Source organism: Streptomyces sp. NPDC050658 (assembly GCF_044457025.1).
GTDB lineage: Bacteria > Actinomycetota > Actinomycetes > Streptomycetales > Streptomycetaceae > Streptomyces.
This window is the reverse complement of record NZ_JBITGM010000007.1, coordinates 109,337-133,364: the sequence shown is the minus strand read 5'-3', so window position 1 is coordinate 133,364 and position 24,028 is coordinate 109,337. Positions and strand designations below refer to the sequence as shown.

The window sequence follows — 24,028 nt, the reverse complement described above, 5'->3', positions numbered from 1 at the left end:
TTGTGCGTCGCCTACGGACGCGTCGCGCGCTCCAACTCCAGCAGCACGGAGTAGTACTGACGCCCCGTCGCATGGTCCATGCCGACCTCGCACATGCGGTTCGCCGAGAGATGCGCGTCGAACGCGCGGGAGGTGACCTCGGCCGCCTCCTTGTGGGTCGCCGACTCCGTCAACTCCCTGTGCAGCATGCCGCGGTCGCCCGCGAAGGCGCAGCAGCCCGCGTCGTCGGGGACGACCACCTCGTCGGCGCAGGCCTCGGCCACGGTGCGCAGCTGTGCCTCGTCGCCGAGGTGGCTCATGGAGCAGGTGGGGTGCAGGACGGCCGAGCCGACCGTGCGGTAGACGGTCAGGTTGGGGAGCAGCTCGTCGGCGGCCCAGACGAGGGAGTCGACGACGTTCAGCTCGTCGTGCAACTGCCGGTTGTCCGCGGTGAGATACGGCACCACCTCGTGCGCGATGCCGAGCGTGCAGGACGAGGCGTCCACGACCAGGGGCAGCCGCCCGCCCGCCGTCCAGCCCCAGGCGGCCTCGACGATGCGGTTGGCCATGACCTTGTTGCCCGCCTCGTATCCCTTCGAGTGCCAGATCGTCGCGCAGCACGTCCCCACGACATCGTTGGGAATCCAAACTGGCCGCCCCGCGCGCGTGGAGAGCGCGACGACCGCCTCCGGGAGCGAGCGGTCACCGGGGCTGCCGAAGATGCGGTTGACGCACGCCGGGTAGTAGACGGCGCTCGCGCCGACCCGTGTGGTGTACGGCAGTTTGCGGGCGGCCGCTCCGGGGATGTCCGGCAGCCACTCGGGGACCAGGTCGGGACGGACGGCCTTGCGGGCGGCGCGGGTCACCGTGGTCAGGAGCCGGTCGCCGATCCGGTCACTGATCCGGTCGGCGGCGGCCACGGCCAGGCGTGCGGAGGTCTCGACGGCCTTGAAGTTCTTGGCGGCCATGGCGGCGGCGCGCTCCTCGCGCGCGGAGTGCCGCGCGTGCCGGAAGTCCTTCATCAGGGCGCCCGTGTCGATGCCGACCGGACAGGCCAGCTTGCAGGTCGAGTCGCCGGCGCAGGTGTCCACGGCGTCGTATCCGTACGCCTCGACCAGGCCCTCCTCCACCGGTGAACCGGCGGCCTGGCGCATCATCTCGCGGCGCAGCACGATCCGCTGGCGCGGTGTCGTCGTCAAGTCCTCGCTGGGGCAGGTCGGTTCGCAGAAGCCGCACTCGATGCACGGGTCGGCGATCAGCTCCACCTTGGGGATCGTCTTCAGGCCCCGCAGGTGCGCCTTCGGGTCGCGGTCCAGGACGATGCGCGGCGCGAGCACGCAGTCCGGGTCGATGACCTGCTTGGTGCGCCACATCAACTCCGTGGCCTTGGCGCCCCATTCGAGTTCGAGGAAGGGCGCGATGTTGCGTCCCGTGGCGTGCTCGGCCTTGAGCGATCCGTCGAAGCGCTCCACGGTCAGCCGGCAGAAGTCGTCCATGAACGCGGCATAGCGCTCCACGTCCGCCGTCCTGCCCGCGTCGAAGGCGAGCAGGAAGTGCAGATTGCCGTGCGCGGCGTGGCCCGCGACGGCCGCGTCGAAGCCGTGCCGAGTCTGGAGTTCGAGGAGCGCCTCGCAGGCGTCCGCGAGCCGCGACGGCGGCACCGCGAAGTCCTCGGTGATCAGCGTCGTACCGGAGGGCCGCGAACCGCCGACCGCCGTCACGAACGCCTTGCGGGCCTTCCAGTAGCCCCCGATCTTCTTCGGGTCCCGCGTGAACGCGTTGCTCACCGAGGCTACCGGCGCGACCAGTTCGAGCCCTTCGACGACCTTGGCGGCAGCCGCCTCGTACGCCTCCTGACGTGCCTCGTCCGGCGCCCGGAACTCGACCAGGAGCGCGGCCGTGGACTTCGGCAGCCGCCCCCAGTCGGCGGGCACCCCCGCGACGCTGGTCGACGCGCGCAGCGTGTTGCCGTCCATCAGCTCCACGGCCAGCGCCCCCGCCTCGTTGAAGAGCGGGACGGCCGCGGCCGCCGCAGGGAGCGAGGGGAAGAACAGCAGCCCCGTGGTGACCCGGCGGTCCAGCGGCAGCGTGTCGAAGACGACCTCGGAGATGAAGCCGAAGGTCCCCTCGGAGCCCACCATCAGACCGCGCAGGATCTCGACGGGCGTCGCCCCGTCCAGGAACGCGTCAAGGCGGTAGCCGTTCGTGTTCTTGATCTCGTACTTGGCGCGGATGCGGGCGGTGAGATCCGGGTCCGCCTCGATCTCGCGCTTGATCGCCAACAGGCCCTCGCACAGGGCCGGTTCGGCGTGCGCCAGCTGTTCGTCGGCGTCCGGCTCCGCCGTGTCGACGACCGTGCCCGTCGGAAGGACGAAGGTGAGCGAGGCGACCGTGCGGTACGAGTTGCGGGTGGTGCCCGCCGTCATGCCCGACGCGTTGTTCGCGACGACCCCGCCGATCGTGCAGGCGATCGCGCTCGCCGGGTCGGGGCCGAGGACGCGGCCGTGCCGCGCGAGGGTCGCGTTGGCCCTGACGACGGTCGTGCCGGGGCCGAGCCGCACCCGCTCGCCGTCGCCGATGACCTCGACGCCCGCCCAGTGCTTGCGCACGTCGACCAGGATGTCCTCGCCCTGCGCCTGGCCGTTGAGCGAGGTGCCCGCCGCGCGGAAGACGACCTCGCGGCTCCTGCCGTGCGCGTACGACAGGACGGCGGAGACGTCGTCGATGTCCTCCGGGACGACCACCACCTGCGGCACGAAGCGGTAGGGGCTCGCGTCCGACGCGTACCGGACCAGGTCCGAGACCTTGGTGAGGACCTTGTCCGCGCCGAGCAGCGCGGTCAGCTCCGAGCGCAGCGGCTCAGGAGTGCCGCCGGCCTGCCGGTCCCGCACCCGGTCGGGCGCGGGCCCCTCCGTCCGCGACGTGGGGCGCAGGGCTTCCGGCTTGGGCTCCAGCAGCGGCATGGGCTCTCCTCGGCGGTGTCGGCGGTGGTGCCCGCGACGCCCTCCGCAAGGTCAGCGGCGGTGGACGTCCGGCACATCGAACAGCGCGTTCAGCAGGCCGCCGAGCTGTGCGCGCTGCTCGGCGTCCAATGGAGCAAGGATGTCCTCTGCGGCGGCCCGGCGCGCGCTGCGCAGCTCCCTGAGTGCCCCGCGTCCCGCGTCGGTGAGCTCGATGCGGATCACCCGGCGGTTGGTCGGGTCGGGTACGCGGCGGACGAGGTCGCCGCCCTCCAGGCCGTCGACCAGCGTCGTCACGGCGCGCGGCACCACTTCGAGGCGCTGGGCGAGGTCGGCCATGCGGGGCGGCGTCTCGCAGTGGGCCAGCGTGCGCAGCAGGCGGGACTGGGCCGGGGTGATGCCGATCGGCACCAGATGGCGCTTCTGGATGCGGTGCAGCCTGCGGGACAGCCGCAGCAGCTGTTCGGCGAGCAGGCCGTCGGCGTCCGGGGTGTTCATGCGGGAACATTAGCAGGACTCTGTGCATTGTGAGTATAGGTAACAGTGAGCTACGCTCTCTGAGTCATCGTCGACGCTCCCGCGCCGACGGCCGCCCCATCACCCGTAGGAGCCCATGCGTCACGACGAACCCCGGTGGACACCGGAGCCACCGGCCCCCGGCCAGGAGGAGCAGCCGCGGCAGATCCGCCGCATCCTGCGCCTCTTCCGCCCCTATCGCGGCCGTCTCGCGGTCGTCGGCCTGCTGGTCGGCGCCGCATCCCTGGTCTCGGTCGCCACCCCCTTCCTGCTGAAGGAGATCCTCGACACCGCGATCCCGCAGGGACGGACGGGCCTGCTGAGCCTGCTCGCCCTCGGCATGATCCTGAGCGCCGTCGTCACGAGCGTCTTCGGTGTCCTGCAGACCCTGATCAGCACGACGGTCGGCCAGCGCGTCATGCACGACCTGCGCACGGCGGTCTACGGCCGCCTGCAGAGCATGTCCCTCGCCTTCTTCACCAGGACCCGCACCGGTGAGGTCCAGTCCCGCATCGCCAGCGACATCGGCGGCATGCAGGCGACGGTCACCTCCACCGCCACGTCCCTGGTCTCCAACCTCACCAGCGTCGTCGCCACGATCGTCGCGATGCTCGCCCTGGACTGGCGGCTGACCGTCGTCTCGCTGCTCCTGCTGCCCGTGTTCGTGTGGATCAGCCGCCGGGTCGGCCGCGAGCGCAAGAAGATAGCCACGCAGCGCCAGAAGCAGATGGCCGCGATGGCCGCGACGGTCACCGAATCGCTCTCCGTCAGCGGCATCCTGCTCGGCCGCACGATGGGCCGCGCGGACTCCCTCACCCGGTCCTTCGCCGACGAGTCCGAGCGGCTCGTCGACCTGGAGGTCCGGTCGAACATGGCGGGGCGCTGGCGGATGGCCGTCATCACCATCGTCATGGCCGCCATGCCCGCCGTCATCTACTGGACCGCGGGCCTCGCCTTCCAGCTCGGCGGCCCGACGGTCTCGATCGGCACGCTCGTCGCCTTTGTCTCGCTCCAGCAGGGCCTGTTCCGGCCCACGGTCAGCCTGCTCTCTACCGGCGTGCAGATCCAGACCTCGCTCGCGCTCTTCCAGCGCATCTTCGAGTACCTGGACCTGCCCATCGACATCACCGAGCCCGAGCGGCCGGTGCGTCTGGACACGATCAAGGGCGAGGTCCGCTTCGAGGACGTCGAGTTCCGGTACGACGGAGACGGCGAGGCCGTGGTCGACGGCGACGGCGGCCGGCCGATCCTCACCGGCATCGACATCACCGTCCCCGCGGGCGGCAGCCTGGCCGTCGTCGGCCCCACGGGCTCCGGAAAGTCGACCCTCAGCTACCTCGTGCCCCGGTTGTACGACGTCACGGGCGGCCGCGTCACCATCGACGGGGTCGACGTCCGGGACCTGGACTTCGACACCCTGGCCCGCGCGGTCGGCATCGTCTCCCAGGAGACGTACCTCTTCCACGCCTCGGTCGCCGAGAACCTGCGCTTCGCCAAGCCGGACGCCACGGACGACGAACTGATCGCCGCCGCCCGCGCCGCCCAGATCCATGACCACATCGCGTCCCTGCCCGACAGGTACGACACGGTCGTCGGTGAGCGCGGCCACCGCTTCTCCGGCGGTGAGAAGCAGCGCCTCGCCATCGCCCGCACCATCCTGCGCGACCCGCCCGTGCTGATCCTGGACGAGGCCACCAGCGCCCTGGACACCCACACCGAGCACGCCGTACAGGAAGCCATCGACGCCCTGTCCGCCGATCGGACGACGCTCACGATCGCCCACCGGCTCTCCACGGTCCGGGGCGCCGACCAGATCGTCGTCCTGGACGCGGGCCGGACCGCCGAGCGCGGCACCCACGAAGAGCTTCTGGAGCGGGACGGGCATTACGCCGCCCTGGTCCGCAGAGACGCCCAACTGGAGCCAGCGACATGAAGATATGCACGGAATGTCACGAATTGCGGGATACCGTGCCCGCATGCTGCAGACCAAGACCCCGCGCCGGGGCACGATTCGACTGACGCGTCGGGGCCGGATCGCCCTGATCGCGACCGGAGCCGTCGCGGCCGCCACCGCGGTGGCCGTGCCACTGCTGCTCCCGGACGACGACACCGCACGCCCCGAGTCGCTGACCATCCCCGAGGGCTGGCGCTCGGGCCAGGTGTACGGAGCCATCGACAAGGCCCTCGGCGTGCCCGAGGGCACCACGAAGAAGGCCATCCCGAAGGCCGACCTCAAGCTCCCCAGTGACGCGGGCGGCAACCCCGAGGGGTATCTCTTCCCGGCGACCTATCCGATCGGTTCCCAGTCGACTCCGGCATCCGTCCTGTCGTACATGGTGAACACGGCGAACAAGAAGCTCAGTGGCGACCAGGTCACGGCCGGCGCCGACCGGAACGCGGTGAACGTCTACCAGACCGTCACCATCGCGAGCATGATCGAGGCCGAGGCAGGGTCCAAGGCGGACATGGGGAAGGTGGCCCGGGTCATCTACAACCGCCTCGACCAGGGCATGCCGCTGCAGATGGACTCAACGATCAACTACGCGCTGAACCGGTCGACGCTGCACACCCGCGACAGCGACACAAAGATCAACAGCCCTTACAACACCTATGCGCGCATGGGCCTGCCGCCGACCCCCATCGGGAATCCGGGCGAGGAGGCGGTGCGCGCGGCGACCAGCCCGACCCAGGGCGACTGGCTGTACTTCGTGACGGTGAAGCCGGGCGACACGCGCTTCACGTCGAGCTTCGAGGAGCAGCAGAGGAACGTGGCGGAGTTCAACAAGATCAACGAGAGCAACAAGGGCAGTGCGGGCAAGGAGTCCGCGGGTTGAGCCGGAGGGGATCGCTCCGTGCGGGCGGCGATCCCCTCTCCTTGACCAGAATCCCTGCGACCTCGGCCCCTCGCTCGCCCCAACTCTCCTTGACCTCAAGCGCGGTTGAGGCATGAGGCTTTGCGGCAACCGTTCCGCAGGCTCCAGGAGGAACCGACCATGTCCGCACCGATCGCCGCAGCCTTCCCCGACGTCCGTCGCGCCGACGCCGGCACGATCCTCGTCAGCTCGTGGATCGTCCCGTCCCCGGACGTGCAGAGCCGCGCCGCCGACCTCGTCATCGGGGAGTGGGAACGCCAGGAGCGCCCGGACGCGATGCTCTCGCTCACCACGTTCCTGAGCGTCGACGGCGGCGAAGTCCTCAACTACGCGCAGTGGACCGACGACGACGCCCACAAGGAATGGGTGCGCACGCGGCGCCCCGCCGCCATCGGCAGGGTCGACGAGGCGGTCCCCGGAATCGAGCGCCCAGGCGTCGTGCGCTACGCACTGCACGGCAGCTACGCACCGGGGGAGTACACGGCCCTGAGCCCCGGCGCCCTCGTGACCCCCGCCTTCGAAACGGAGGGCCCGCAGGCCCAGCGCGCACTGAGCGACGCGGTCATCGCCCTGCTGGAGCGGATCCGTCCGGCAGGGCTGCTCGGGGCGCACTGGCATCTGAGCAAGGACGGCCGAAAGGTCCTCAACTACGCGGAGTGGCAGGACATGGCGGCCTGGCAGCGCTTCGCCGACGGCGGCGGCACGCACGAGTTGCGCGCCCTCATCGACACCCTGGAAGGCGTCACCCCGGTCCACGCCCGGCTCGGCGTGCCGCGCTATCTCCCGTACAAGAGCCTGGAGAACGTTCCGGTGCCTTGAGGCGAGTGGCGCCGGGGGGGGCCGTCACACCGTGACGGCCACCTCGTCCAGCAGTCGCTTGATGTCCCGCACCGCCGCCCGCCCGGCACGATTCGCGCCGATCGTGCTGGCCGACGGCCCGTACCCGACCAGATGGACACGGGGGTCGGCGGCGGCCCTGGTCCCCTCCATCCGGATGCCGCCGCCCGCCTCGCGCAGCCGCAGCGGCGCCAGGTGCTCGATCGCCGCCCGGAATCCGGTGGCCCAGAGGATGACGTCGGCATCCACGTGCCGCCCGTCGTCCCACTCGACACCGCTCGGCGTGATGCGGTCGAACATCGGCAGCCGGTCGAGGACCCCGTCGGCCCGCGCCTGCCGGATCGCTTCGTTGACGGGCAGCCCGGTCACGGAGACCACGCTCCGCGGCGCGAGCCCCTGCCGCACCCGCTCCTCGACCATGGCGACGGCCGACCGCCCCCAGTTCTCGTCGAACGGCCCCTCGCGGAAGACGGGCGGCCGCCGGGTGACCCAGGTGGTCCCGGCGGCGTACGGAGCGATCTCCATCAGATGCTGGGTGCCGGACGCCCCGCCACCCACGACGACCACCCGCTGCCCCTTGAACGCCTCGGGCCCCGGATAGACCGCCGTGTGCAACTGCCGCCCACGGAAGGTGTCCTGCCCCGGATAGCGCGGCCAGAACGGCCGGTCCCAGGTACCGGTGGCGTTGATCAGCGCGCGGGTTGCCCAGGTCCCGGCCGACGTCTCGACGAGCAGCCGCCCGTCTTCCCCCTCCCGCACCGTGTGTACGTCGACGGGGCGCCGCACGCGCAGGCCGAAGCGCCGCTCGTACGCGTCGAAGTACTCCCGGATGACCTCGGATGAGGGCCGGGCGGGGTCGGCGTCCGTCAGCTCCATGCCCGGAAGGGAGTGCATCCCGTGCACCTTCCCGTACGTCAGGGAAGGCCAGCGGAACTGCCAGGCGCCGCCCGGCCGGGGCGCGTGGTCCAGGACGACGAAGTCCCGGTCCGGCTCGTAGCCGACCCTGCGCAGGTGATAGGCGCTGGACAGACCCGCCTGCCCGGCGCCTATGACGACCACGTCCACCTTGTGTGCCGCCTCTGCTGCGGCCGCGTCCCGTACCCCGATGTCGTTCACGTTTCTACTAACTCCATCGGGGCCCGAGATCTTCCCGGCCTGCCCGACCCGCCGGGTCAGCGGCCACTGGCGACCAGCAGTGGGGCGCCGCCCGGCGCGGAGGCCGGACGCCCGTTCGCCGCGGGCACCCCGGCGAGCTGCGACGCCGGAATACGCGGCAGCAGTCCACGCGCCGCCAGATCGGGGATCACGCCCTCCCCGAACCAGTACGCCTCCTCCAGATGCGGATAGCCCGACAGGACGAAGTGCTCGACCCCGAGCGCGTGATACTCCTCGATCCGGTCGGCGACATCGGCGTGGCTCCCGACCAGCGCGGTTCCCGCACCGCCCCGGACCAGCCCGACACCGGCCCAGAGATTCGGCGAGATCTCCAGGTCGTCGCGGGAGCCGCCGTGCAGCGCAAGCATCCGCTGCTGGCCCACGGACTCGCTGCGGCCGAGCGCCTGCTGCGCGGCGGCGACGGTGTCCGGGTCGAGGTCGTCCAGGAGCCGGTTCGCCGTGGCCCACGCCTCGGCGGCGGAGTCTCGGGAGATCGTGTGCAGCCGGATCCCGAAGCGGACCGTGCGCCCCTCCTCCTCGGCGAGCCCGCGAATCCAGTCGATCTTCTGCTTGACCTGCTCCGGCGGCTCGCCCCACGTCAGATACACATCCGTGTGCCGCGCCGCCACCGGACCGGCCGCCGCCGACGAACCGCCGAAGAAGATCTCGGGCAGCGGATCCGGCGGCAGCGCGGTCAGCCCGCCCTCCACCTGATAGTGCTCGCCGTCGAAGTCGTAGGGCCGCCCGCTCCACACTCCCCGCACGATCGAGAGGAACTCATCGGTACGCGCGTACCGGCGATCGTGGTCGAGATGGTCGCCGAACCGCCGCTGCTCGGTCGAGTCGCCGCCCGTGACGACGTTCAGGAGCAGCCGCCCCCGCGTGATGCGCTGATAGGTGGCCGCCATCTGCGCCGCGAGGACCGGCGAGATGACACCGGGCCGGAACGCCACCAGGAACTTCAGCCGTTCGGTGTGCTGGGCGAGCGCGACCGTCGTCAGCCAGGCGTCCTCGCACCATGTGCCGGTCGGCGTCAGCACCGCCTCGAAGCCCAACTGCTCGGCCGCCTTGGCGATCTGGATCAGATAGTCGATGTCGGGGGCCCGCACCCCGCTCACCGGTGTGACGCGGGAGCGCTTGATGCCGCCGTCGGTGTAGGCGTGCCGGTCCACGAGGGTGCGGCCATCGCCGCCGGTCGGCAGGAACCAGTTGAGGTGGACGGTCATGGTCAGGACTCCTTGCCGTAGGTGCGCGGCTTGCTGGTGGAGGGCGGCAGGTCGCCGTTGAAACGGGTGTCGACGAAGTCGCCGAAGTCGATGCGGCGCGGGATCAGCTTCAGGCCGGCGAAGGTGTCCGCGATCTTCTGCTCGGACGTGATCACGTTCTGGTCCACGGCCACCGGGACGCGGGTGCCGTTGCTGCGCTTCACCGCGTCGAGCGCGACCTCGTACGGCAGTCCGGTGTCCTTCGCCCAGACCTTCGCCCAGGCCTCCGGGTGTTCGTGGACCCAGTCCTGCGCCTTGCGCAGCCGCTTCAGATAGTCGGCGATCGCCGCCGACTTCTTCTTGTCCCGGAGCGCGCCGGGCGCGGCCACCTGGAAGTTGAGGCCGTTCACGACCCCGTCGCCGTCGGTCAGGACGCGGCCCTTCTTCCCTTGCAGGACCTGCGAGGTGTACGGGTCCCAGACGGCCCAGGCGTCCACCTTGCCGGCGGTGAACGCGGCCAGCGCGTCGGCCGGCTGAAGGTACTTGACCTTGACGTCCTTGATGTCGAGGCCCGCCTTCTCCAGGGACGCGATCAGCTGGTAGTTCGCCGACGAACCCTGGGCCACGGCAACGGACTTGCCCTTCAGGTCCCCCGGCTTCCTCAGCGGCGAGTCGTTGGGGACGAGGACCGCCTCGCCCGCCGCCGTGCCGTGCGTCGCGGCCACCACGGAGATCTTCGAGCCCGCTCCGGCGGCGAAGACCGGCGGCGTGTTGCCGACCGCGCCGATGTCGACGGCCTTGGCGTTGACGGCCTCCAGGAGCGGCGGCCCGGAGGTGAAGGTCGACCAGCGGATCTTGTACTTCAGGTCGTCGAGTTCCCCGGCCGCGCGCAGCACGGCCTCCGAACCCCCCTTCTGGTCACCGACGTTGAGAGTGAGCGAGCCCTGCCCGTCGGTGCCGCCGGCGGAGGTGTTCGCGGAGGAGGCGCCGGAGCAGGCGGCGAGCAGCAGGGCCAGAGGGAGCAGCAGGGCGGGGGCGGCGAGATGTCGTCGCATGGTGATTCCGTTCGGGGGAGTGGGGCTGTCAGGAAGTGGGGCGCGCTGTCAGGCGGCGTCGGACGCGGCGGGCGCGTCGACGCCGAGCCGCTGCAGAAGCTCGGCACGCAGTTCGCCGAAGCGCGGATCGGAGATGCCGCGCGGCCGGTCCAGATCGATCTCCGTCTCGTACGCGATGACCCCCGCGTCCATGACGAGCACCCGGTCGGCGAGGAGTACCGCCTCCTCCACGTCGTGGGTGACGAGCAGCACCGCGCAGCCGCGCCGCTGCCACAGTTCGTCGACGAGGCGCTGGGCCTTGATGCGGGTGAGTGCGTCGAGCGCACCGAACGGCTCGTCGAGCAGCAGCAGATCGGGTTCGCGCACCAGGGCGCGGGCGAGCGAGGCGCGCTGGGCCTCGCCGCCGGAGAGCGTCTTGGGCCAGGCGTTGGTCCGGTGCTTCAGGCCGACCTCCTCCAACGCCCGCTCGGCGACGGCCCGTTCGGGCTTGCCCTTGAGGCCGAGCAGGACGTTGCGCCACACGCGCTTCCACGGCATGAGGCGCGGTGCCTGGAAGGCGACGGCCTTGCGGCGGGGCACGAGCACCGTCCCCTCGATGTCCCGGTCAAGCCCGGCGAGGATGCGCAACAGGGTCGACTTGCCGCAGCCGCTGCGGCCGAGCAGCGCCACGAACTCGCCCGGCCGAACGTCGAGTTCGAGCTGATCGATGACGGCACGGCCGTCGAAGGTGCGGGTCAGCCCAGAGACGCGTACGGCCGAAGTGGTGGGCGCCGCAGGGGTGGTGGGGGTCACCGGCCGGTGAACGTCGGTCGCCATTGCAGCAGCAGCCTTTCGAGGGTGCGGACGATGAAGTCGGCGGCGAGGCCGAGGAAGGCGTAGACGATCAGACAGACCACGATCACGTCGGTCCGCAGGAAGTCACGCGCCTGCACCATCAGGAAGCCGATCCCCGAGTCCGCGTTGATCTGCTCGGCGAAGACGAGGGCGAGCCAGGCGATGCCCAGCGAGTACCGCAGCCCGGTCATCGCTCCCGGCAGCGCGCCGGGCAGGATGACATGCCGCACGAGCCCCCACCGCGAGAGCCCCAGCGACTCCCCGGCCTCGATGAGCTGGGAGTCGACGCCGCGGATACCGGCGTACACGTTCAGATAGAGCGGGAAGGAGACACCCAGCGTGATGATGGCGATCTTGGGCGCCTCACCGATGCCGAACCAGATGATGAACAGCGGGATGAGCCCGACGAACGGCACGGTGCGCAGCATCTGCACGCTGGCGTCGACGAGGTCCTCGCCGATGCGGAAGAGCCCCGAGACGAGCGCGAGCGCGGTGCCGACAACGGTGCCGAACAGCAGCCCCAGGGCGACGCGTTGCAGCGAGACCCCCATGGCGGAGGTCAGCGACCCGTCCCCGATGAGGTCACCGGCGACGCCGGCGATGGTGCCGGGCGACGCGAGGACGTCTTCCGTCAACACCCCGGTGGAGCTGAGGAGTTGCCACAGGGCGAGCAGCGTGATGGGGCCGGAGGTGCGGCGGAGCCAGCGGGGGACGCGGGCGCTGCGGCTGGAGCCGGGAATGACGGGGACGAGCCCGGTATCGCCGACACCAGATTTTGATATTCCCGAAATATCGGTCGGTGCGGCGCCCGGCGGGGCATGGCTGATGGTCATGGATGCTCCACGGCAGGGGAGAGACCTCAGGAACTCAGAGCACTCGCGGACTTGAGGGCGCGGGGACTAGTGGCGCCAGGAGCCCTGAGTGAAATGAGAGAACTGAAGAGAAAGAGAAAGAGGGAGAAGAAGAGAAGAGCTGAGAAGGCGTCAGTGGCCGCGGCGACACGCGGCAGACGTCACCCGCAGCAGGTCGATGTGACCGCGCGTGGTGAGCAGAACTGAACGCAACATGCGGCAGAACGTAGCGAGATCAACCACGGACGGTCAATGCCGTCTCGAAAGGCGGACGCCGCGTATCAGTGATCGGAAGGATCGGGCGGACGGTGCGCGAGGATGGACCCATGCCTGAGGCCTTCACCACCCGTGTCCTGAACATCACCACCGGCTCGTCCGAGACCGTCCACGACCTCACCCACGACTGCGAGAGCTTCCTGCGTGAGGCGGCGGACGGCCGCGACGGCCTCCTCAACGTCTTCGTCCCGCACGCCACCGCGGGCATCGCCGTCCTGGAGACAGGCGCGGGCAGCGACGACGACCTGCTGGCGACGCTGCACACGCTCCTCCCCGCCGACAACCGCTGGCAGCACCGCCACGGCACTCCGGGCCACGGCCGCGACCACGTCCTCCCGGCGCTGGTGCCGCCGCACGCGACGCTGCCGGTGCTGGAAGGGCGGCTCGAACTGGGGACATGGCAGTCGGTGTGCCTGGTGGACACGAACAAGGACAACCCCCGGCGGAAGGTGCGGCTCACCTTCCTCGCGGGCTCCTGACCGGGGCCACCCCTTTCTCGTACGCTCCTGACCTCATCCCCGAAGTCATGTACGGCGGGCCCGAGTTGGCTATACGAATGATGCTGTGCACTCACTGCGTCGGCAGGACAACCGGTGGTCGCGGACGGTCCGGCTGCTGATTCACCTGTTGCCCGGCGCGGCGGCCGCGATCGGGGCCCTGCTCGGTCTGGTCTCCGCCGACCGGGTGACTCCGGCCATGGCCGTCCTCACCGCTCTGCTCGTGGTGACCGCGATCCTGTTTCCGCCGATCGTCGACCGGCTCCGGGAACGTGCCGCGCGTCAGGCCGAGCACCAACGCGGCCTCGCGCAAAGGCTGGAGGGCGCGGCCGCCGAGCGGGCGGAGCAACTGCGCGGGCACTTCCGTCCGAGAGGGCGCGGTGTCCTGCCGTCCAGTCTCCGGGAGGGCTCCTACTTCGCGGGCCGGGTCCGGGTCCTGAGCGAGCTGACCGCATGGATCAACGGCGGGGGCTCGGACGTCGCGCGATCCCGTGTGGTGACCGGGGCTCCCGGATCGGGCAAGTCGGCCGTTCTCGGCCGGCTGGTGAGCCTGGCCGATGCCGGTCTGCGCGGCGAGACGCCCGCCGCACCGGGCCAGGATCTACCGGAGATCGGCGCCCTCTGCACCGCCGTACATGTCCGAGGGCGCACCGTCGACGAGGTCGCCGCCGAGATGTCACGGGCGCTGACCATCGACGAGACGACGGCCGGCGGTCTGCTCGCCCACCTCCGAGAAGCGCGGGAACAGCGGACGACCGTGGCCGTCGTGGACGGCGTCGACGAGGCCGCCGACCCCCAACGACTCGTCGTCGACCTGCTGGAACCCCTCGCGGCGGCGTCGGGCAGGACGGGCGTACGCCTCCTCGTCGGCACCCGGCGAGGAGGCGCGGACAGCCTGTTGCGGCTGTTCGGAGGCTCGGCACGCGTGATCGACCTGGACGAGGACCGCTACCTGGACCAGCGTGACATCGCCGACTACGTACGCCTCACGCTGCTGGCCCAGAGCGACCCGCGGATCTCCACGCCCTACCGGTCCCGCCCCGAACTCGCGGCGTCGGTCGGCGCGGCCGTGGCGGTCCGCTCCGGCCGCAGCTTCCTGGTGGCACAGCTCACCGCACTGTCTCTCATGGCGGCGGGCGAACCCGTCGACACCGACGGCGCGGGATGGCAGGAGACGTTTCCCACCACCGTCGGTGCCGCCATGGAGCGGTACCTCCACGACGTGCAGCCGGGCGGACCGTGGCTGCGCGACCTGTTGATGGCGCTGGCCTGGTCCCAGGGGGACGGCTTCGGCGACCCGCGCACCTGGGCGGCGGCGGCCACGGCCCTGGGCACCGACACCTACGCGGAACAGGACGTCACCCGGCTGCTCCTGGACACCACGGCGATCGACCTGCTGCACCGCACCGAACGCGGACCGGACGTCCGGTTCCGGCTCTTCCACGAAGCGCTCGGCGAACACCTGCGGCGGCTCAGCGTCCGGCAGCGTCCGCCCGCCGAGATCCACCGGCGCCTCAGCGAGGTTCTCCTCCGGCGCCTGCCGACGACGCCGTCCGGCGGGCCCCGCTGGGCGGATGCCGACGCGTACACGCGCACCTACCTCCCCTTCCACGCGGGCAAGGGCGGGGTACTCGACGGTCTGCTGCGTGATGCGACGTTCCTGGCCGCGGTGGAGCCCGCCCGTCTGCTGGCGGCCCTGCCGGAGGCACGCACACCCTCGGGCCGGAGAGCGGCCCGCACCATCGAGCGCGTGGGCCAGCAACTGCTCGTGGCGTCCGAGGAGGAGCGGGTCTGCTACCTCGAGATGGCGGCGCGCATGGCCGGCGACGAGGAACTGGCGGCCTCGCTGTGCGCCGCGTTTCCCGACCGCCCCTGGGCGGTGCGCTGGGCACACTGGGACGACCTCGTCGCGAGCCGGATGCTCGGTCACCACGACGACTACGTCATCGCGCTCGCCACCGTCGAGCACCCACGGGGAGCGGTGGTGCTCTCGGCGAGCGAGTGGGCGGTGCAGGCCTGGTTCCTGCGGGACGGCGCACCGCTTCCGTCCGGGGTGCGCGAACCCGCCTCGGCCATCGTCGACATGGCCGCGGTCACGAGCAGGGACGGCATCGCCGTCGTCACCCTGCACCGGGACGGACGTCTGCTGCGTACGAAGCCGGACGCGACCGAGGGGCAGCACGTTCTCGCGAACCGGCGTGCCCTGCACGGCGTTTGGCCCGTGGTCATCGGGGGCGACGCGGCGGTCGCGACCGTCAGTGAGGAGGGGGTCCTCGAAATCCGGTCCGTCGAGGACGGCCGGTTGAGGGACCTTCCCCGCATGGTGCTCGGAGAAGAGGAGCGAGTACTCACGGTGGGCGATGCGGGCGGGCGATGTCTGGCCGTGGTCACCACGGACGAGGCCGAGGTCAGCACCTGGGACGTCGAGTCCGCCCGGCCGATCGGGGAACCGTTCAAGGCCCTGGCGGAGATCCCCGACTGGCGGGCGGGCCTACGTGTCTGGGCCGCGTCGATCGCGGAGCACGAGGGCGGACCGGTGCTGATCCTCGGGACACAGACCGGCGTGATGGTGGCGTGGGATCCGGTGCGGGCGACGCGAATCGGGGAGCTGTACAGCGGTGGAGCAGGCGTGTTCTCCACTCTCGCCGTCGGCCGGCAGAACGAGCTGTGGTGCTGGGGCGACTGGAACGGGGATCTGTTCATGCGCTCGTCGAGTCACGGTGCGACACGGCGGATCGCCATGCACGACGGCGGAGTGGAGTCCGTGGCGCAGTGCGAACAGGACGGCTCCTGCTGGGTCATCACCGGCGGACGCGACGGCGCCGTCCGCGTCTGGGACAGCCGAGCGGAGAGCCCGGCAGCACCGGCCAACGAATTCCATGGCCTTGTCGCGGGTGGGGCAGGTGACGCAAGTGCCCGGGAATCGGAGGAGAACTGCGTCGCGGCGCTCGGCGCCGACGGAAGGCTCGTGATCTTCGACGTGGAGACGGGTGACATCCGCGCGGAGACCGGCGGGCCGGACGAGCGTCGTTGCCGGAGCGTGGCAGCGCTACGGGGCGATCCGGCGTCCTTCGTCACCTTGGACGCGGAAGGGCGTTTCGCCCTCCGGCGATTCCCGTACGGAGAGGTGTCGTACGACGTCCGGCTCCCGGAGGACGAAGAGTGGATCCGCATCGCGGTCCTCGGGCGTGAGCGGCCCCTGCTGCTCGCGACCGCCGTCAGCGGCCGGCTCGGCTTCTTCGGCCTGGCGTCGGGCGAGCCCCCGCGGCCGTCCCTGCGCTGCCACGCCGGGAGGTTCTGGGTGGCCCCGCTTCCCGAGCAGCCGGACGACGCCCTGCGATTCGTCACATGGGACTGGGAGCAGAACGAAACACGATTGTGGTCCGTCGGCGGCGATGAGGCGAGCTTCGAGGATCTGGTCCCTCCCGCACGAACGGACGCCCAATTCCCGCTGCGGATCACGGGAATCTCCTTCGGGCGCGTGGGCCACGTACCCGTCGTCGTGGGAGTCGGCTCCTTTTCCCAGCTGGTCGTCTGGAACGCCGAAGACGGTTCACTGATGGCCCAGGCGCAACTCGAGCGCGGGCACTACATGGAATTGACGGACGTCGACATGGCTCAGTACGGCCGACGGTCGATCGCCGTCACTGGAGGCCATACGTGTTCCGTGGGCCTATGGTCCCTGGAAGGCGGACAGGAGCACCATGTGCGAGTCGGATCACCCCTGTGGCGCACCAGGGTCCTTCCCGCACATCGGGTGGTCATGATCGGACCACGCGGCATCATGGCCGTGGAACTGCGTCCCCGGGCATTCGACCGGCTTCTCGGACCGTAGCGATTCAAGTGACTCAAGGCTGAGCGGCGTACTTCAAGGGCGACGTGTCGGCCCTCACGGCGAAGTGGCACCCCTCAAGGCGAAGTGGCGTACCGAGTCCCGACGTTCCCCGCATGCCACTCATGGTTTCCGCTCAGCCAGTTCCAGAGGCCGGCCATGAAGCGGGCGACGAGGGGGTCCGTCGCCGCGAGGGCCATCGCCTGCTCCTCGAAGGAGTGGACCAGGTCGTTGTGGACCTCGATCGACTTCTGGAAGGCATCCTCTATGGAGCAGTCCTCCTCGGCGGCGATCGCCGTCGGCAGACTGTAGTGGAAGCGCCCGCTCTGCTGCTCCTTGCGCAGGGAGTACAGGTCGTTGCAGATGGTCGAGGCATTGGCGGACAGGGCCACCGCGCGCTGCACCGAGGAGTCCGCGAAGAAGTGGGCCGGCAGCTCATAGCCGCCGATGGCGTCCGTGAGCGTCAGACAGGGGCGGAAGCTGTTGAACTGCCGCTGCACCAAGTACTCCCACACGGCGGGCGTGCGGTGTTGGGTGATGCAGTCGCCCTCGGCGTTGTAGCCGAGGTAGAGGTTGGCGATGTCGTGCCGGAAGCGGTGCGCCTGCGCCGGGGTGGCGAGCGCCCGGAAGTAGTCCATCGCCGACCGCATCGAGCGCAGCGCCGGATGGGAGTCCAGTGCCTCCCGCGTCTCGGACTCGTACCGGGAGGTGGTGTGGACCGGGTCGATCGCGGCCTGGGCGATCGCGAGGGCCGCGCCCCTGCGGTCCGCGCGGCCGCCGTACTCCTCCTCGCAGAAGTAGTCGTCCACGGCGTTCTCGCCGACCAGGAGGCGGGCGGCGGCCATGAGATGGTCGATGCCGGGCGCGTCCGGATGGCACAGGACCACGGAACGCCCCGGGTCGAAGCCGACGAGCGCGGACCGCAGATCGGTGTCCGGGTACAGGCCCACCTCGTTCTCGGCCCAGTCGACGAGCCGTTCATTGATCTCGTCGGCCAGCCGGCGGTCGTCCCGTACGGCAGGCGGGCAGTAGAGGCCCTCGATGCGCTGCGCCCCGGATAACGGGGGCTCCGGGTCCGGCTCGGCCGACGTCTCCGGTTCCGGGTCGGTGGTCTGCGCGATGCGCAGGGAGGCGGTGCCGAGACCGGATGGTCCGGACAGCAGTCGCTTCAGGAGATTTGGCGTTTCCATGTGCAACTCCGTTCGTGGGGGGTTGACGCCACTCTGTGCTCGCCGAAGGGGTAGCACGCCCCGTGGGGCGACACAAGCGGGCGTGTCTTCGCCCTGTCCGGAGCTGCACTCTGGCATCTGACGAACATTCAACTATCCATGACTGTACGGAGATTGAGGTACCAGGTGGTCCCGAATGGTTCCGGCCGTCCTCGGGCGGCGGTGCCGATGCCTCCGTATGGCATCGGTGGACGTTATACCCCGAGTCAACGGTGTAAAGGCCTTGGCGCAAACACGTGCCGTGTGCGCACGGTCACTCTCGACCACGGTCGCGGGCCGCTGATTCACTTGCGGCGCGCACGGCTCCCGCGGCGGTGCAGGCGCTCCGTCCGCGGGGGCCCGGTGTGCTGGTCCCCCATGCCGTTGGAAGGAAACAGGATGACGACCGCATCGTCGGCGGAGCAGGCGGAGGGCCCTGAACAGAGCGCGGGGCAGGCACAGTTGAGTCTGGGCGTGGCGGCCGCGCGGAACCTCGCGACCACCACCAAGACCGTCCCGCAGATGCAGGGCATCAGCTCGCGCTGGCTGCTGCGGACGCTGCCCTGGGTCGAGGTGCGCGGCGGCACGTACCGGGTCAACCGGCGTCTCGTGTACGCGGTCGGCGACGGCCGTGTGACCTTCGTACAGGAAGGTGCCAACGTCAGCGTCGTCCCCGCCGAGCTGGGCGAACTGCCCCTGCTGCGCGGGTTCGACGAGGCCGACGCGCTGAACGCGCTCGCCGCCGGATTCGCCCAGCAGGAGTACGCCCCCGGCCAGTTGATCGTGGAGGCCGGACGCCCCGCCGACCACGTCTATCTGATCGCGCACGGCAAGGTCGAGCAGCTCGGCACCGGCAAGTACGGCGAGGAGACGCGGCGCGGCGTCATCGCCGACGGCGGCTTCATCGGCGGCCAGGTCGTCGGAGAGGACCCCGGCGACTGGGAGTTCACGGCACGCGCGGCCACCGCGTGCACCGTCCTCGCCCTGCCCCGTCAGGCGTACGAGGAGGTGGCGGGCCGGCACGAAGGGCTGCGCGCCCATGTGCTCAGAAGGCAGTCCGAGGCCGGCCGCCCGCAGAACAGGCGCGGCGAGGCCGACATCCTGCTCGCCTCCGGGCACGCGGGCGAACCGGCGCTGCCCGGCACCTTCGTGGACTACGAACTAGCGCCCCGCGAACACGAATTGAGCGTCGCGCAGACCGTCCTGAAGGTGCACACACGGGTCGCCGACCTCTACAACGACCCGATGAACCAGGTCGAGCAGCAGCTCCGGCTCACCATCGAGGCGCTGCGCGAGCGCCAGGAGTACGAGCTGGTCAACAACCGGGAGTTCGGGCTGCTGCACAACGCCGACTACGGGCAGCGCATCTCCACCCACTCCGGCCCGCCCACGCCGGACGACTTCGACGAACTCCTCAGCATGCGGCGCCAGACCAAGGCGTTCTTCGCGCACCCGCGCGCCATCGCGGCCTTCGGACGCGAGTGCAACAAGCGCGGCATCTACTTCGGCGACGCCGACGTGAACGGCCACCGGATTCCCGCGTGGCGCGGCGTGCCGATCTTCCCGCTGGGGAAGCTGGAGGTCTCGCCCGAGGGCGCCACCTCGATCCTGGCGATGCGCACCGGCGAGGAGGCGGAGGGCGTGGTCGGCCTGCGCCAGACCGGCATCCCCGACGAGTACGAACCGGGCCTGAACGTCCGCTTCATGGGCATCAACGACCAGGCCCTCATCTCCTACCTGGTCAGCACGTACTACTCGGCGGCCGTACTCGTCCCCGACGCGCTCGGCGTCCTGGAGAACGTCGAAGTCTCCCGTACGCCCGCCTGACACCTGCCGTAAGGAGTTCCCACGATGACGACCATTCCGGCAGTCTCGGACGGCGTGGTGCGCACCGCCTACCAGCGGGCCGTCGCGCAGTACTGGAACAACGAGAAGGACCCCGTCAACCTGCGCCTGGGCGACGTCGACGGCCTCTACCACCACCACTACGGAGTCGGTGACTGGAACCCCGCGGTCCTCGACGGCCCCGAGGAGACCAGGGCGGAACGCATCATCGAGGAGCTGCACCGTCTGGAGACGGCGCAGGCCGACGTCCTCCTCGACCACCTGGGCGCCGTCGCGCCGGGGCACCGCCTCCTCGACTCGGGGTGCGGCCGAGGCGGCACCAGCATCATGGCCAACCAGCGCTTCGGCTGCCGGGTCGACGGCGTCTCCATCTCCGAGTCCCAGGTCGACTTCGCCAACACCCAGGCCCGCAAGCGGGGCGTCGACGACCAGGTGCGCTACCACTTCCGGAACATGCTGGACACGGGCCTGCCGTCCGGCGCTTTCCAGGGCATCTGGAACAACGAGTCCACCATGTACGTGGACCTCTTCCCGCTCTTCGCCGAATACTCCCGGCTGCTGGCCCACGGCGGGCGGTACGTCTGCATCACCGGCTGCTACAACGACGTCACCGGCGGCCGCTCCAAGGCCGTCAGCCGCATCGACGAGCACTACACCTGCAACATCCACCCCCGCAGCGCCTACTTCAAGGCACTCGCGGCCAATGGCCTGGTCCCCATCAACGTCGTCGACCTCACGGCCGCGACCATCCCGTACTGGGAGCTGCGGGCCAAGTCCTCCCTGGCCACCGGCATCGAGGAACCGTTCCTGACCGCCTACCGCGAAGGCAGCTTCCACTACCTCCTCATCTCGGCCGACCGCGTCTGACCCGACCGCGTCTGACCCGACCGCGTCCGACCTGACCGCGTCCGACCCGACCCGTGCGGATCCGGCGGCGCGGACCGGGCCAGGCACGCGATGACCTCCTCGTCGGTGGTCTGCGAGAAGTCCCGGTACCACTGGCCCACGGACCCGAACAGGGCCGGCGTGGACAGGCTCACCACCTCGTCCGCCACCTCGCGCAGCCGGTCCAATGTGTCGGGCGGCGCCGTCGGCACGGCGAGCACCACGCGCGCCGCGCCGTGCGCCCGCGCCACCCGGCACGCGGCCGCTGCCGTGGCGCCGGTCGCGATCCCGTCGTCGACCACCACGACGGTCCGGCCCTCGACCGACGTCCGGGGCCGGCCGTCGCGGTACGTCCGCGCCCGCCGCAGCAGCTCCCGCTCCTCCGTACGCTCCACGGCCGCGCGCTGCGAGGACGTGACCCGGCAGTGCCGGACCACGTCGTCATTGATGACGCGTACGCCGTTCTCGCCGATCGCACCGAACGCCAGTTCCGCCTGGTGCGGAACCCCGAGTTTGCGGACCACGATCACGTCGAGCGGCGCTCCGAGCGCCAGCGCGACCTCCCGGGCCACCGGGACACCGCCCCGCGGCAGCCCGAGGACGACGGGATTGTCCTCCCGAAGGTGCCGCACTGCCCTGGCCAGGCGCCGCCCGGCATCCACACGGTCGGTGAACAGCACCGTGCTCACCCCATCCTCGGGGAGGGAACCCACCTTCGTACCCCCGCACCTTCGGACTAACTCCGTTCGCGGCACTTCGCAACCGGAGGGCGGGCACACCACCGGGTCCGCACCCGCTGCGAGGCGATCCGGCGGTGGCTACCGTCGGTCGTATGGAACGAGTCGGCGCGGTCCTGATCGACATCGACGGGGTACTCACCGTGTCCTGGGAGCCACTGCCCGGAGCCGTCGCGGCCATGGAGCTGCTGCGTGCCGCCGGGCTGCCCTTCGCGCTGGTCACGAACACCACCTCGCGCACCCGCGCCTCGATCGCCGCCCGGCTCGCCGACGCGGGGTTTCCCGTCGCCGAGGACGACATCCTCACGGCACCCGCCGTGACCGCCGGATACCTGCGGGAGCACTACCCAGGCGCCCGGTGCCTGCTCCTGAACGCCGGTGACATCCGGGAAGACCTGACGGGCGTGACGCTGCTCGGTGAGGAGGACCAGGAGGCGGACGTGGTCGTCCTCGGGGGCGCCGGGGGAGAGTTCAGCTACGCGGCCCTCAACCGCGCCTTCCGGCAGCTCCAGCGCGGAGCACGCCTCGTGGCCATGCACCGGAACCTGTACTGGCGTACGTCCGAAGGACTCGACCTCGACACGGGCGCCTTCCTGCCGGGCATCGAACGGGCCGCCCGGACCGAGGCCGAGATCACCGGCAAACCGGCGGACGCCTTCTTCGCCGCCGCGCTCGCCCACCTCGGCGCCGAACCCTCCGAGGCGCTCATGGTCGGCGACGACATCGAGTCCGATGTGCTCGCGGCCCAGCGCGGCGGCGTCACCGGCGTACTCGTCAAGACCGGCAAGTACCTGCCCGAGACCCACCGGGCCGCGACCGGCACCCCGGACCATGTCCTCGACTCCTTCGCCGACCTGCCCGAACTCGTCGAACGCCTGGACGCGCGCTCCGGGTGAGCCGGGGGCGACAATGGAGGTGCGGAACTCCTCCGCCGTCGCGGGGAGGCGATGCGGACATGCCCTACGTGACGGTCACCGCCCTGAGCCATCCGGGGCTCGTGCGCGAGCAGAACGAGGACAGCCTGGTCGTCGGACCCTGGACGCTCTGCGGAACCATGACCGAGAACCCGCAGACGCTGGGGTTCCCGCTCGGCGCGCCGCTCCTCGTCGCGGTCGCCGACGGCATCGGGGGCCAGCCCGCCGGCGAGGTGGCCAGCGGTGTGGTCGTGCGGAACCTGGCGCTGATCGGTCCGGTCCTGGAGAGCGAGCAGGCCGTACAAGACGCCCTGAACGCCTGCAACCGAGCCGTGTACGCGGCGGCCGAACGCGACCCGCAGCTGAGCACCATGGGCACGACGGTCGCGGGCGTCGTGGTCCTGGAGGAGGAACTCCTGGTCTTCAACGTCGGCGACAGCAGGGTGCTCGACGTGGCGGGGGACGGCCCGGCCACCGAGCTGCGGCTGCTCAGCGTCGACGACAATCCGCCGTTGCCGCCGGGCCGTCGTACCACCTCGATCGTCACGCAGGCACTCGGCGGCGCCCCGCACTTCACGGCGATCACGCCGCATGTCGGCACCGTGCCGCTCGCCCTCGGGAAACGCTACTTGGTGTGCACGGACGGCCTCACCGATCCCGTGCCCGATGACGTGCTCGCGGCCGTGCTGGGGGAGCACGACGGAGGCCGCGCCGCGTTCGAGCTGTGGAAGTCCGCCATCGAGGCGGGCGGACCCGACAACATCACCCTGGCGCTGATCGGCGTCCAGGAGTAGGCGCGGCAGGAGCAGGCGCGGTCAAGCCGGACGACAGGCCCGCTCAAGCCCGGCTGCAGTCCGGGCACAGACCCCGGTACGTCACCTCGACGTCGGAGACGGTGAAGCCGAACCGCTCGGAGGCCGGCAGATCGGACAGCGGATCGCCGCCGGGGTGCACGTCCCGGATCGCGCCGCAGCCCGAGCACACCAGATGCTGATGCGGGTGATGGGCGTTAGGGTCGTAGCGCTTGGCCCTGCCGTCGGTGGCCACCTCGATGACCTCGCCGATGGTGACCAGCTCACCAAGGGTGTTGTAGACGGTGGCGCGGGAGATCTCCGGCAGCCGGGCGGTGGCGCGCGCGAGCACCTCGTCGGCGGTGAGATGGACGTGTTCGCCGTCGAGCACCTCGGCGACCACCCGGCGCTGAGCGGTCATCCGCCAGCCGCGTCCGCGAAGTCGTTCGAGCAGGTCACTCATGACCACCAGCCTAACTGTGCATAGTCCGCCGAATGAATCCGTACGGCCCTGTCTGTCGTATTGACTTGGACTTGGTCCATCGTAGGATCGGTTCCGGCCGACGGCCAAGGGACAGGGCAACAGCAGGGAAATACGCGTGACTTCAGGAGACGGGTCCGCTCGCCGCGGCATCCGGTGCCCCGCTCGCGGAGAATCAGTACCGCGAGCAGGCGGCCTTTCTCGGCCCGGTGCGGGTGCAGCACCGGGTCCCGCTGGAGCAGGCTCCCCAGACTGTTCCATCGCCCCCCAGTTCTTGAGCACCGTGATCCGCCCCGT

Annotated in this window: 19 protein-coding genes and 1 pseudogene; 9 read left to right on the top strand and 11 right to left on the bottom strand. The window is 70.6% G+C overall.

From position 1 onward, the window contains the following. Window positions 1-11: 11 nt before the first annotated feature. Together ACIBKX_RS24625 and ACIBKX_RS24620 are read right to left on the bottom strand one after the other, a co-directional pair. A complete protein-coding gene (locus tag ACIBKX_RS24625) occupies window positions 12-2,942 on the bottom strand; it encodes an FAD-binding and (Fe-S)-binding domain-containing protein (protein ID WP_363276919.1) in 2,931 nt (976 codons plus the stop codon). Window positions 2,943-2,993: 51 nt separating this feature from the next. Further along, entirely contained in the window at window positions 2,994-3,437 is a 444-nt protein-coding gene (locus ACIBKX_RS24620; RefSeq protein ID WP_363276918.1) for a MarR family transcriptional regulator, read from the bottom strand. Between the two features lie 115 nt (window positions 3,438-3,552). Between ACIBKX_RS24620 and ACIBKX_RS24615 the strand changes: the two genes are divergently transcribed. The 3 genes from ACIBKX_RS24615 to ACIBKX_RS24605 all read left to right on the top strand — a co-directional run bounded on the left by ACIBKX_RS24615 (window position 3,553) and on the right by ACIBKX_RS24605 (window position 7,147). Further along, the gene (locus tag ACIBKX_RS24615) at window positions 3,553-5,388 is read left to right on the top strand and encodes an ABC transporter ATP-binding protein (protein WP_363276917.1); all 1,836 of its coding nucleotides are present in this window, start codon (window positions 3,553-3,555) and stop codon (window positions 5,386-5,388) included. 46 nt (window positions 5,389-5,434) lie between these two features. Next, window positions 5,435-6,289 (top strand): endolytic transglycosylase MltG, encoded by an 855-nt coding sequence (mltG, locus tag ACIBKX_RS24610; protein WP_363276955.1) that lies wholly within the window; start codon window positions 5,435-5,437, stop codon window positions 6,287-6,289. Between the two features lie 159 nt (window positions 6,290-6,448). After that, window positions 6,449-7,147, top strand: a complete 699-nt coding sequence (locus tag ACIBKX_RS24605; protein WP_363276916.1) for an antibiotic biosynthesis monooxygenase — start codon at window positions 6,449-6,451, stop codon at window positions 7,145-7,147. Window positions 7,148-7,171: 24 nt separating this feature from the next. Here the strand turns inward: ACIBKX_RS24605 and ACIBKX_RS24600 are convergent, their stop codons facing one another. The 6 genes from ACIBKX_RS24600 to ACIBKX_RS24575 form a co-directional block, all read right to left on the bottom strand. Next, window positions 7,172-8,281 (bottom strand): NAD(P)-binding domain-containing protein, encoded by a 1,110-nt coding sequence (locus ACIBKX_RS24600; protein WP_363276915.1) that lies wholly within the window; start codon window positions 8,279-8,281, stop codon window positions 7,172-7,174. Between the two features lie 56 nt (window positions 8,282-8,337). Continuing rightward, complete coding sequence (locus ACIBKX_RS24595; protein ID WP_363276914.1) at window positions 8,338-9,546, bottom strand: LLM class flavin-dependent oxidoreductase; 1,209 nt, start codon at window positions 9,544-9,546, stop codon at window positions 8,338-8,340. Window positions 9,547-9,548: 2 nt separating this feature from the next. Next, on the bottom strand, window positions 9,549-10,580 hold the full coding sequence (locus ACIBKX_RS24590; protein ID WP_363276913.1) for an ABC transporter substrate-binding protein: 1,032 nt from the start codon (window positions 10,578-10,580) through the stop codon (window positions 9,549-9,551). A 48-nt stretch (window positions 10,581-10,628) separates the two neighbouring features. Then, the gene (locus ACIBKX_RS24585) at window positions 10,629-11,396 is read right to left on the bottom strand and encodes an ABC transporter ATP-binding protein (RefSeq protein WP_363276912.1); all 768 of its coding nucleotides are present in this window, start codon (window positions 11,394-11,396) and stop codon (window positions 10,629-10,631) included. Next, entirely contained in the window at window positions 11,369-12,247 is an 879-nt protein-coding gene (locus ACIBKX_RS24580) for an ABC transporter permease (protein WP_363276911.1), read from the bottom strand. Before ACIBKX_RS24580 ends, ACIBKX_RS24585 begins: the two co-directional genes overlap by 28 nt. A 150-nt stretch (window positions 12,248-12,397) precedes the next feature. After that, window positions 12,398-12,481 (bottom strand): putative leader peptide, encoded by an 84-nt coding sequence (locus ACIBKX_RS24575; protein WP_363194564.1) that lies wholly within the window; start codon window positions 12,479-12,481, stop codon window positions 12,398-12,400. Window positions 12,482-12,591: 110 nt separating this feature from the next. Between ACIBKX_RS24575 and ACIBKX_RS24570 the strand changes: the two genes are divergently transcribed. Beyond that, the gene (locus ACIBKX_RS24570; RefSeq protein WP_363276910.1) at window positions 12,592-13,020 is read left to right on the top strand and encodes a secondary thiamine-phosphate synthase enzyme YjbQ; all 429 of its coding nucleotides are present in this window, start codon (window positions 12,592-12,594) and stop codon (window positions 13,018-13,020) included. Between the two features lie 85 nt (window positions 13,021-13,105). Then, the gene (locus ACIBKX_RS24565; protein ID WP_363276909.1) at window positions 13,106-16,873 is read left to right on the top strand and encodes a WD40 repeat domain-containing protein; all 3,768 of its coding nucleotides are present in this window, start codon (window positions 13,106-13,108) and stop codon (window positions 16,871-16,873) included. A gap of 74 nt (window positions 16,874-16,947) precedes the next feature. Here the strand turns inward: ACIBKX_RS24565 and ACIBKX_RS24560 are convergent, their stop codons facing one another. Next, the gene (locus ACIBKX_RS24560; protein ID WP_363276908.1) at window positions 16,948-18,060 is read right to left on the bottom strand and encodes a family 2 encapsulin nanocompartment cargo protein terpene cyclase; all 1,113 of its coding nucleotides are present in this window, start codon (window positions 18,058-18,060) and stop codon (window positions 16,948-16,950) included. 417 nt (window positions 18,061-18,477) lie between these two features. Here ACIBKX_RS24560 and ACIBKX_RS24555 point away from each other — a divergent pair, with 417 nt between their 5' ends. Next, window positions 18,478-19,905: a family 2B encapsulin nanocompartment shell protein gene (locus ACIBKX_RS24555; protein ID WP_363276907.1), complete on the top strand. Its 1,428-nt coding sequence runs from the start codon at window positions 18,478-18,480 to the stop codon at window positions 19,903-19,905. A 24-nt stretch (window positions 19,906-19,929) separates the two neighbouring features. Beyond that, entirely contained in the window at window positions 19,930-20,790 is an 861-nt protein-coding gene (locus tag ACIBKX_RS24550) for a geranyl diphosphate 2-C-methyltransferase (RefSeq protein ID WP_363276906.1), read from the top strand. Window positions 20,791-20,858: 68 nt separating this feature from the next. Here the strand turns inward: ACIBKX_RS24550 and ACIBKX_RS24545 are convergent. Then, window positions 20,859-21,488 (bottom strand): annotated as a pseudogene (locus ACIBKX_RS24545) (phosphoribosyltransferase); the annotation flags it as partial. A 152-nt stretch (window positions 21,489-21,640) separates the two neighbouring features. Here ACIBKX_RS24545 and ACIBKX_RS24540 point away from each other — a divergent pair. Together ACIBKX_RS24540 and ACIBKX_RS24535 are read left to right on the top strand one after the other, a co-directional pair. Beyond that, window positions 21,641-22,441 (top strand): HAD-IIA family hydrolase, encoded by an 801-nt coding sequence (locus ACIBKX_RS24540; protein ID WP_363276905.1) that lies wholly within the window; start codon window positions 21,641-21,643, stop codon window positions 22,439-22,441. Window positions 22,442-22,500: 59 nt separating this feature from the next. Next, the gene (locus ACIBKX_RS24535) at window positions 22,501-23,253 is read left to right on the top strand and encodes a protein phosphatase 2C domain-containing protein (RefSeq protein ID WP_363276904.1); all 753 of its coding nucleotides are present in this window, start codon (window positions 22,501-22,503) and stop codon (window positions 23,251-23,253) included. 43 nt (window positions 23,254-23,296) lie between these two features. On the opposite strand, the gene ACIBKX_RS24530 is transcribed toward ACIBKX_RS24535, so the two are convergent. After that, window positions 23,297-23,713 (bottom strand): Fur family transcriptional regulator, encoded by a 417-nt coding sequence (locus ACIBKX_RS24530; RefSeq protein ID WP_363276903.1) that lies wholly within the window; start codon window positions 23,711-23,713, stop codon window positions 23,297-23,299. Window positions 23,714-24,028 lie beyond the last annotated feature (315 nt).

Bases quoted from the DNA above. Each gene is read 5' to 3' on its own strand.
- ACIBKX_RS24625 (WP_363276919.1), bottom strand. From the start codon at position 2,942: ATGCCGCTGCTGGAGCCCAAGCCGGAAGCCCTGCGCCCCACGTCGCGG.
- ACIBKX_RS24620 (WP_363276918.1), bottom strand. From the start codon at position 3,437: ATGAACACCCCGGACGCCGACGGCCTGCTCGCCGAACAGCTGCTGCGG.
- ACIBKX_RS24615 (WP_363276917.1), top strand. From the start codon at position 3,553: ATGCGTCACGACGAACCCCGGTGGACACCGGAGCCACCGGCCCCCGGC.
- ACIBKX_RS24605 (WP_363276916.1), top strand. From the start codon at position 6,449: ATGTCCGCACCGATCGCCGCAGCCTTCCCCGACGTCCGTCGCGCCGAC.
- ACIBKX_RS24595 (WP_363276914.1), bottom strand. From the start codon at position 9,546: ATGACCGTCCACCTCAACTGGTTCCTGCCGACCGGCGGCGATGGCCGC.
- ACIBKX_RS24590 (WP_363276913.1), bottom strand. From the start codon at position 10,580: ATGCGACGACATCTCGCCGCCCCCGCCCTGCTGCTCCCTCTGGCCCTG.
- ACIBKX_RS24585 (WP_363276912.1), bottom strand. From the start codon at position 11,396: ATGGCGACCGACGTTCACCGGCCGGTGACCCCCACCACCCCTGCGGCG.
- ACIBKX_RS24580 (WP_363276911.1), bottom strand. From the start codon at position 12,247: ATGACCATCAGCCATGCCCCGCCGGGCGCCGCACCGACCGATATTTCG.
- ACIBKX_RS24575 (WP_363194564.1), bottom strand. From the start codon at position 12,481: ATGTTGCGTTCAGTTCTGCTCACCACGCGCGGTCACATCGACCTGCTG.
- ACIBKX_RS24570 (WP_363276910.1), top strand. From the start codon at position 12,592: ATGCCTGAGGCCTTCACCACCCGTGTCCTGAACATCACCACCGGCTCG.
- ACIBKX_RS24560 (WP_363276908.1), bottom strand. From the start codon at position 18,060: ATGGAAACGCCAAATCTCCTGAAGCGACTGCTGTCCGGACCATCCGGT.
- ACIBKX_RS24555 (WP_363276907.1), top strand. From the start codon at position 18,478: ATGACGACCGCATCGTCGGCGGAGCAGGCGGAGGGCCCTGAACAGAGC.
- ACIBKX_RS24550 (WP_363276906.1), top strand. From the start codon at position 19,930: ATGACGACCATTCCGGCAGTCTCGGACGGCGTGGTGCGCACCGCCTAC.
- ACIBKX_RS24540 (WP_363276905.1), top strand. From the start codon at position 21,641: ATGGAACGAGTCGGCGCGGTCCTGATCGACATCGACGGGGTACTCACC.
- ACIBKX_RS24535 (WP_363276904.1), top strand. From the start codon at position 22,501: ATGCCCTACGTGACGGTCACCGCCCTGAGCCATCCGGGGCTCGTGCGC.
- ACIBKX_RS24530 (WP_363276903.1), bottom strand. From the start codon at position 23,713: ATGAGTGACCTGCTCGAACGACTTCGCGGACGCGGCTGGCGGATGACC.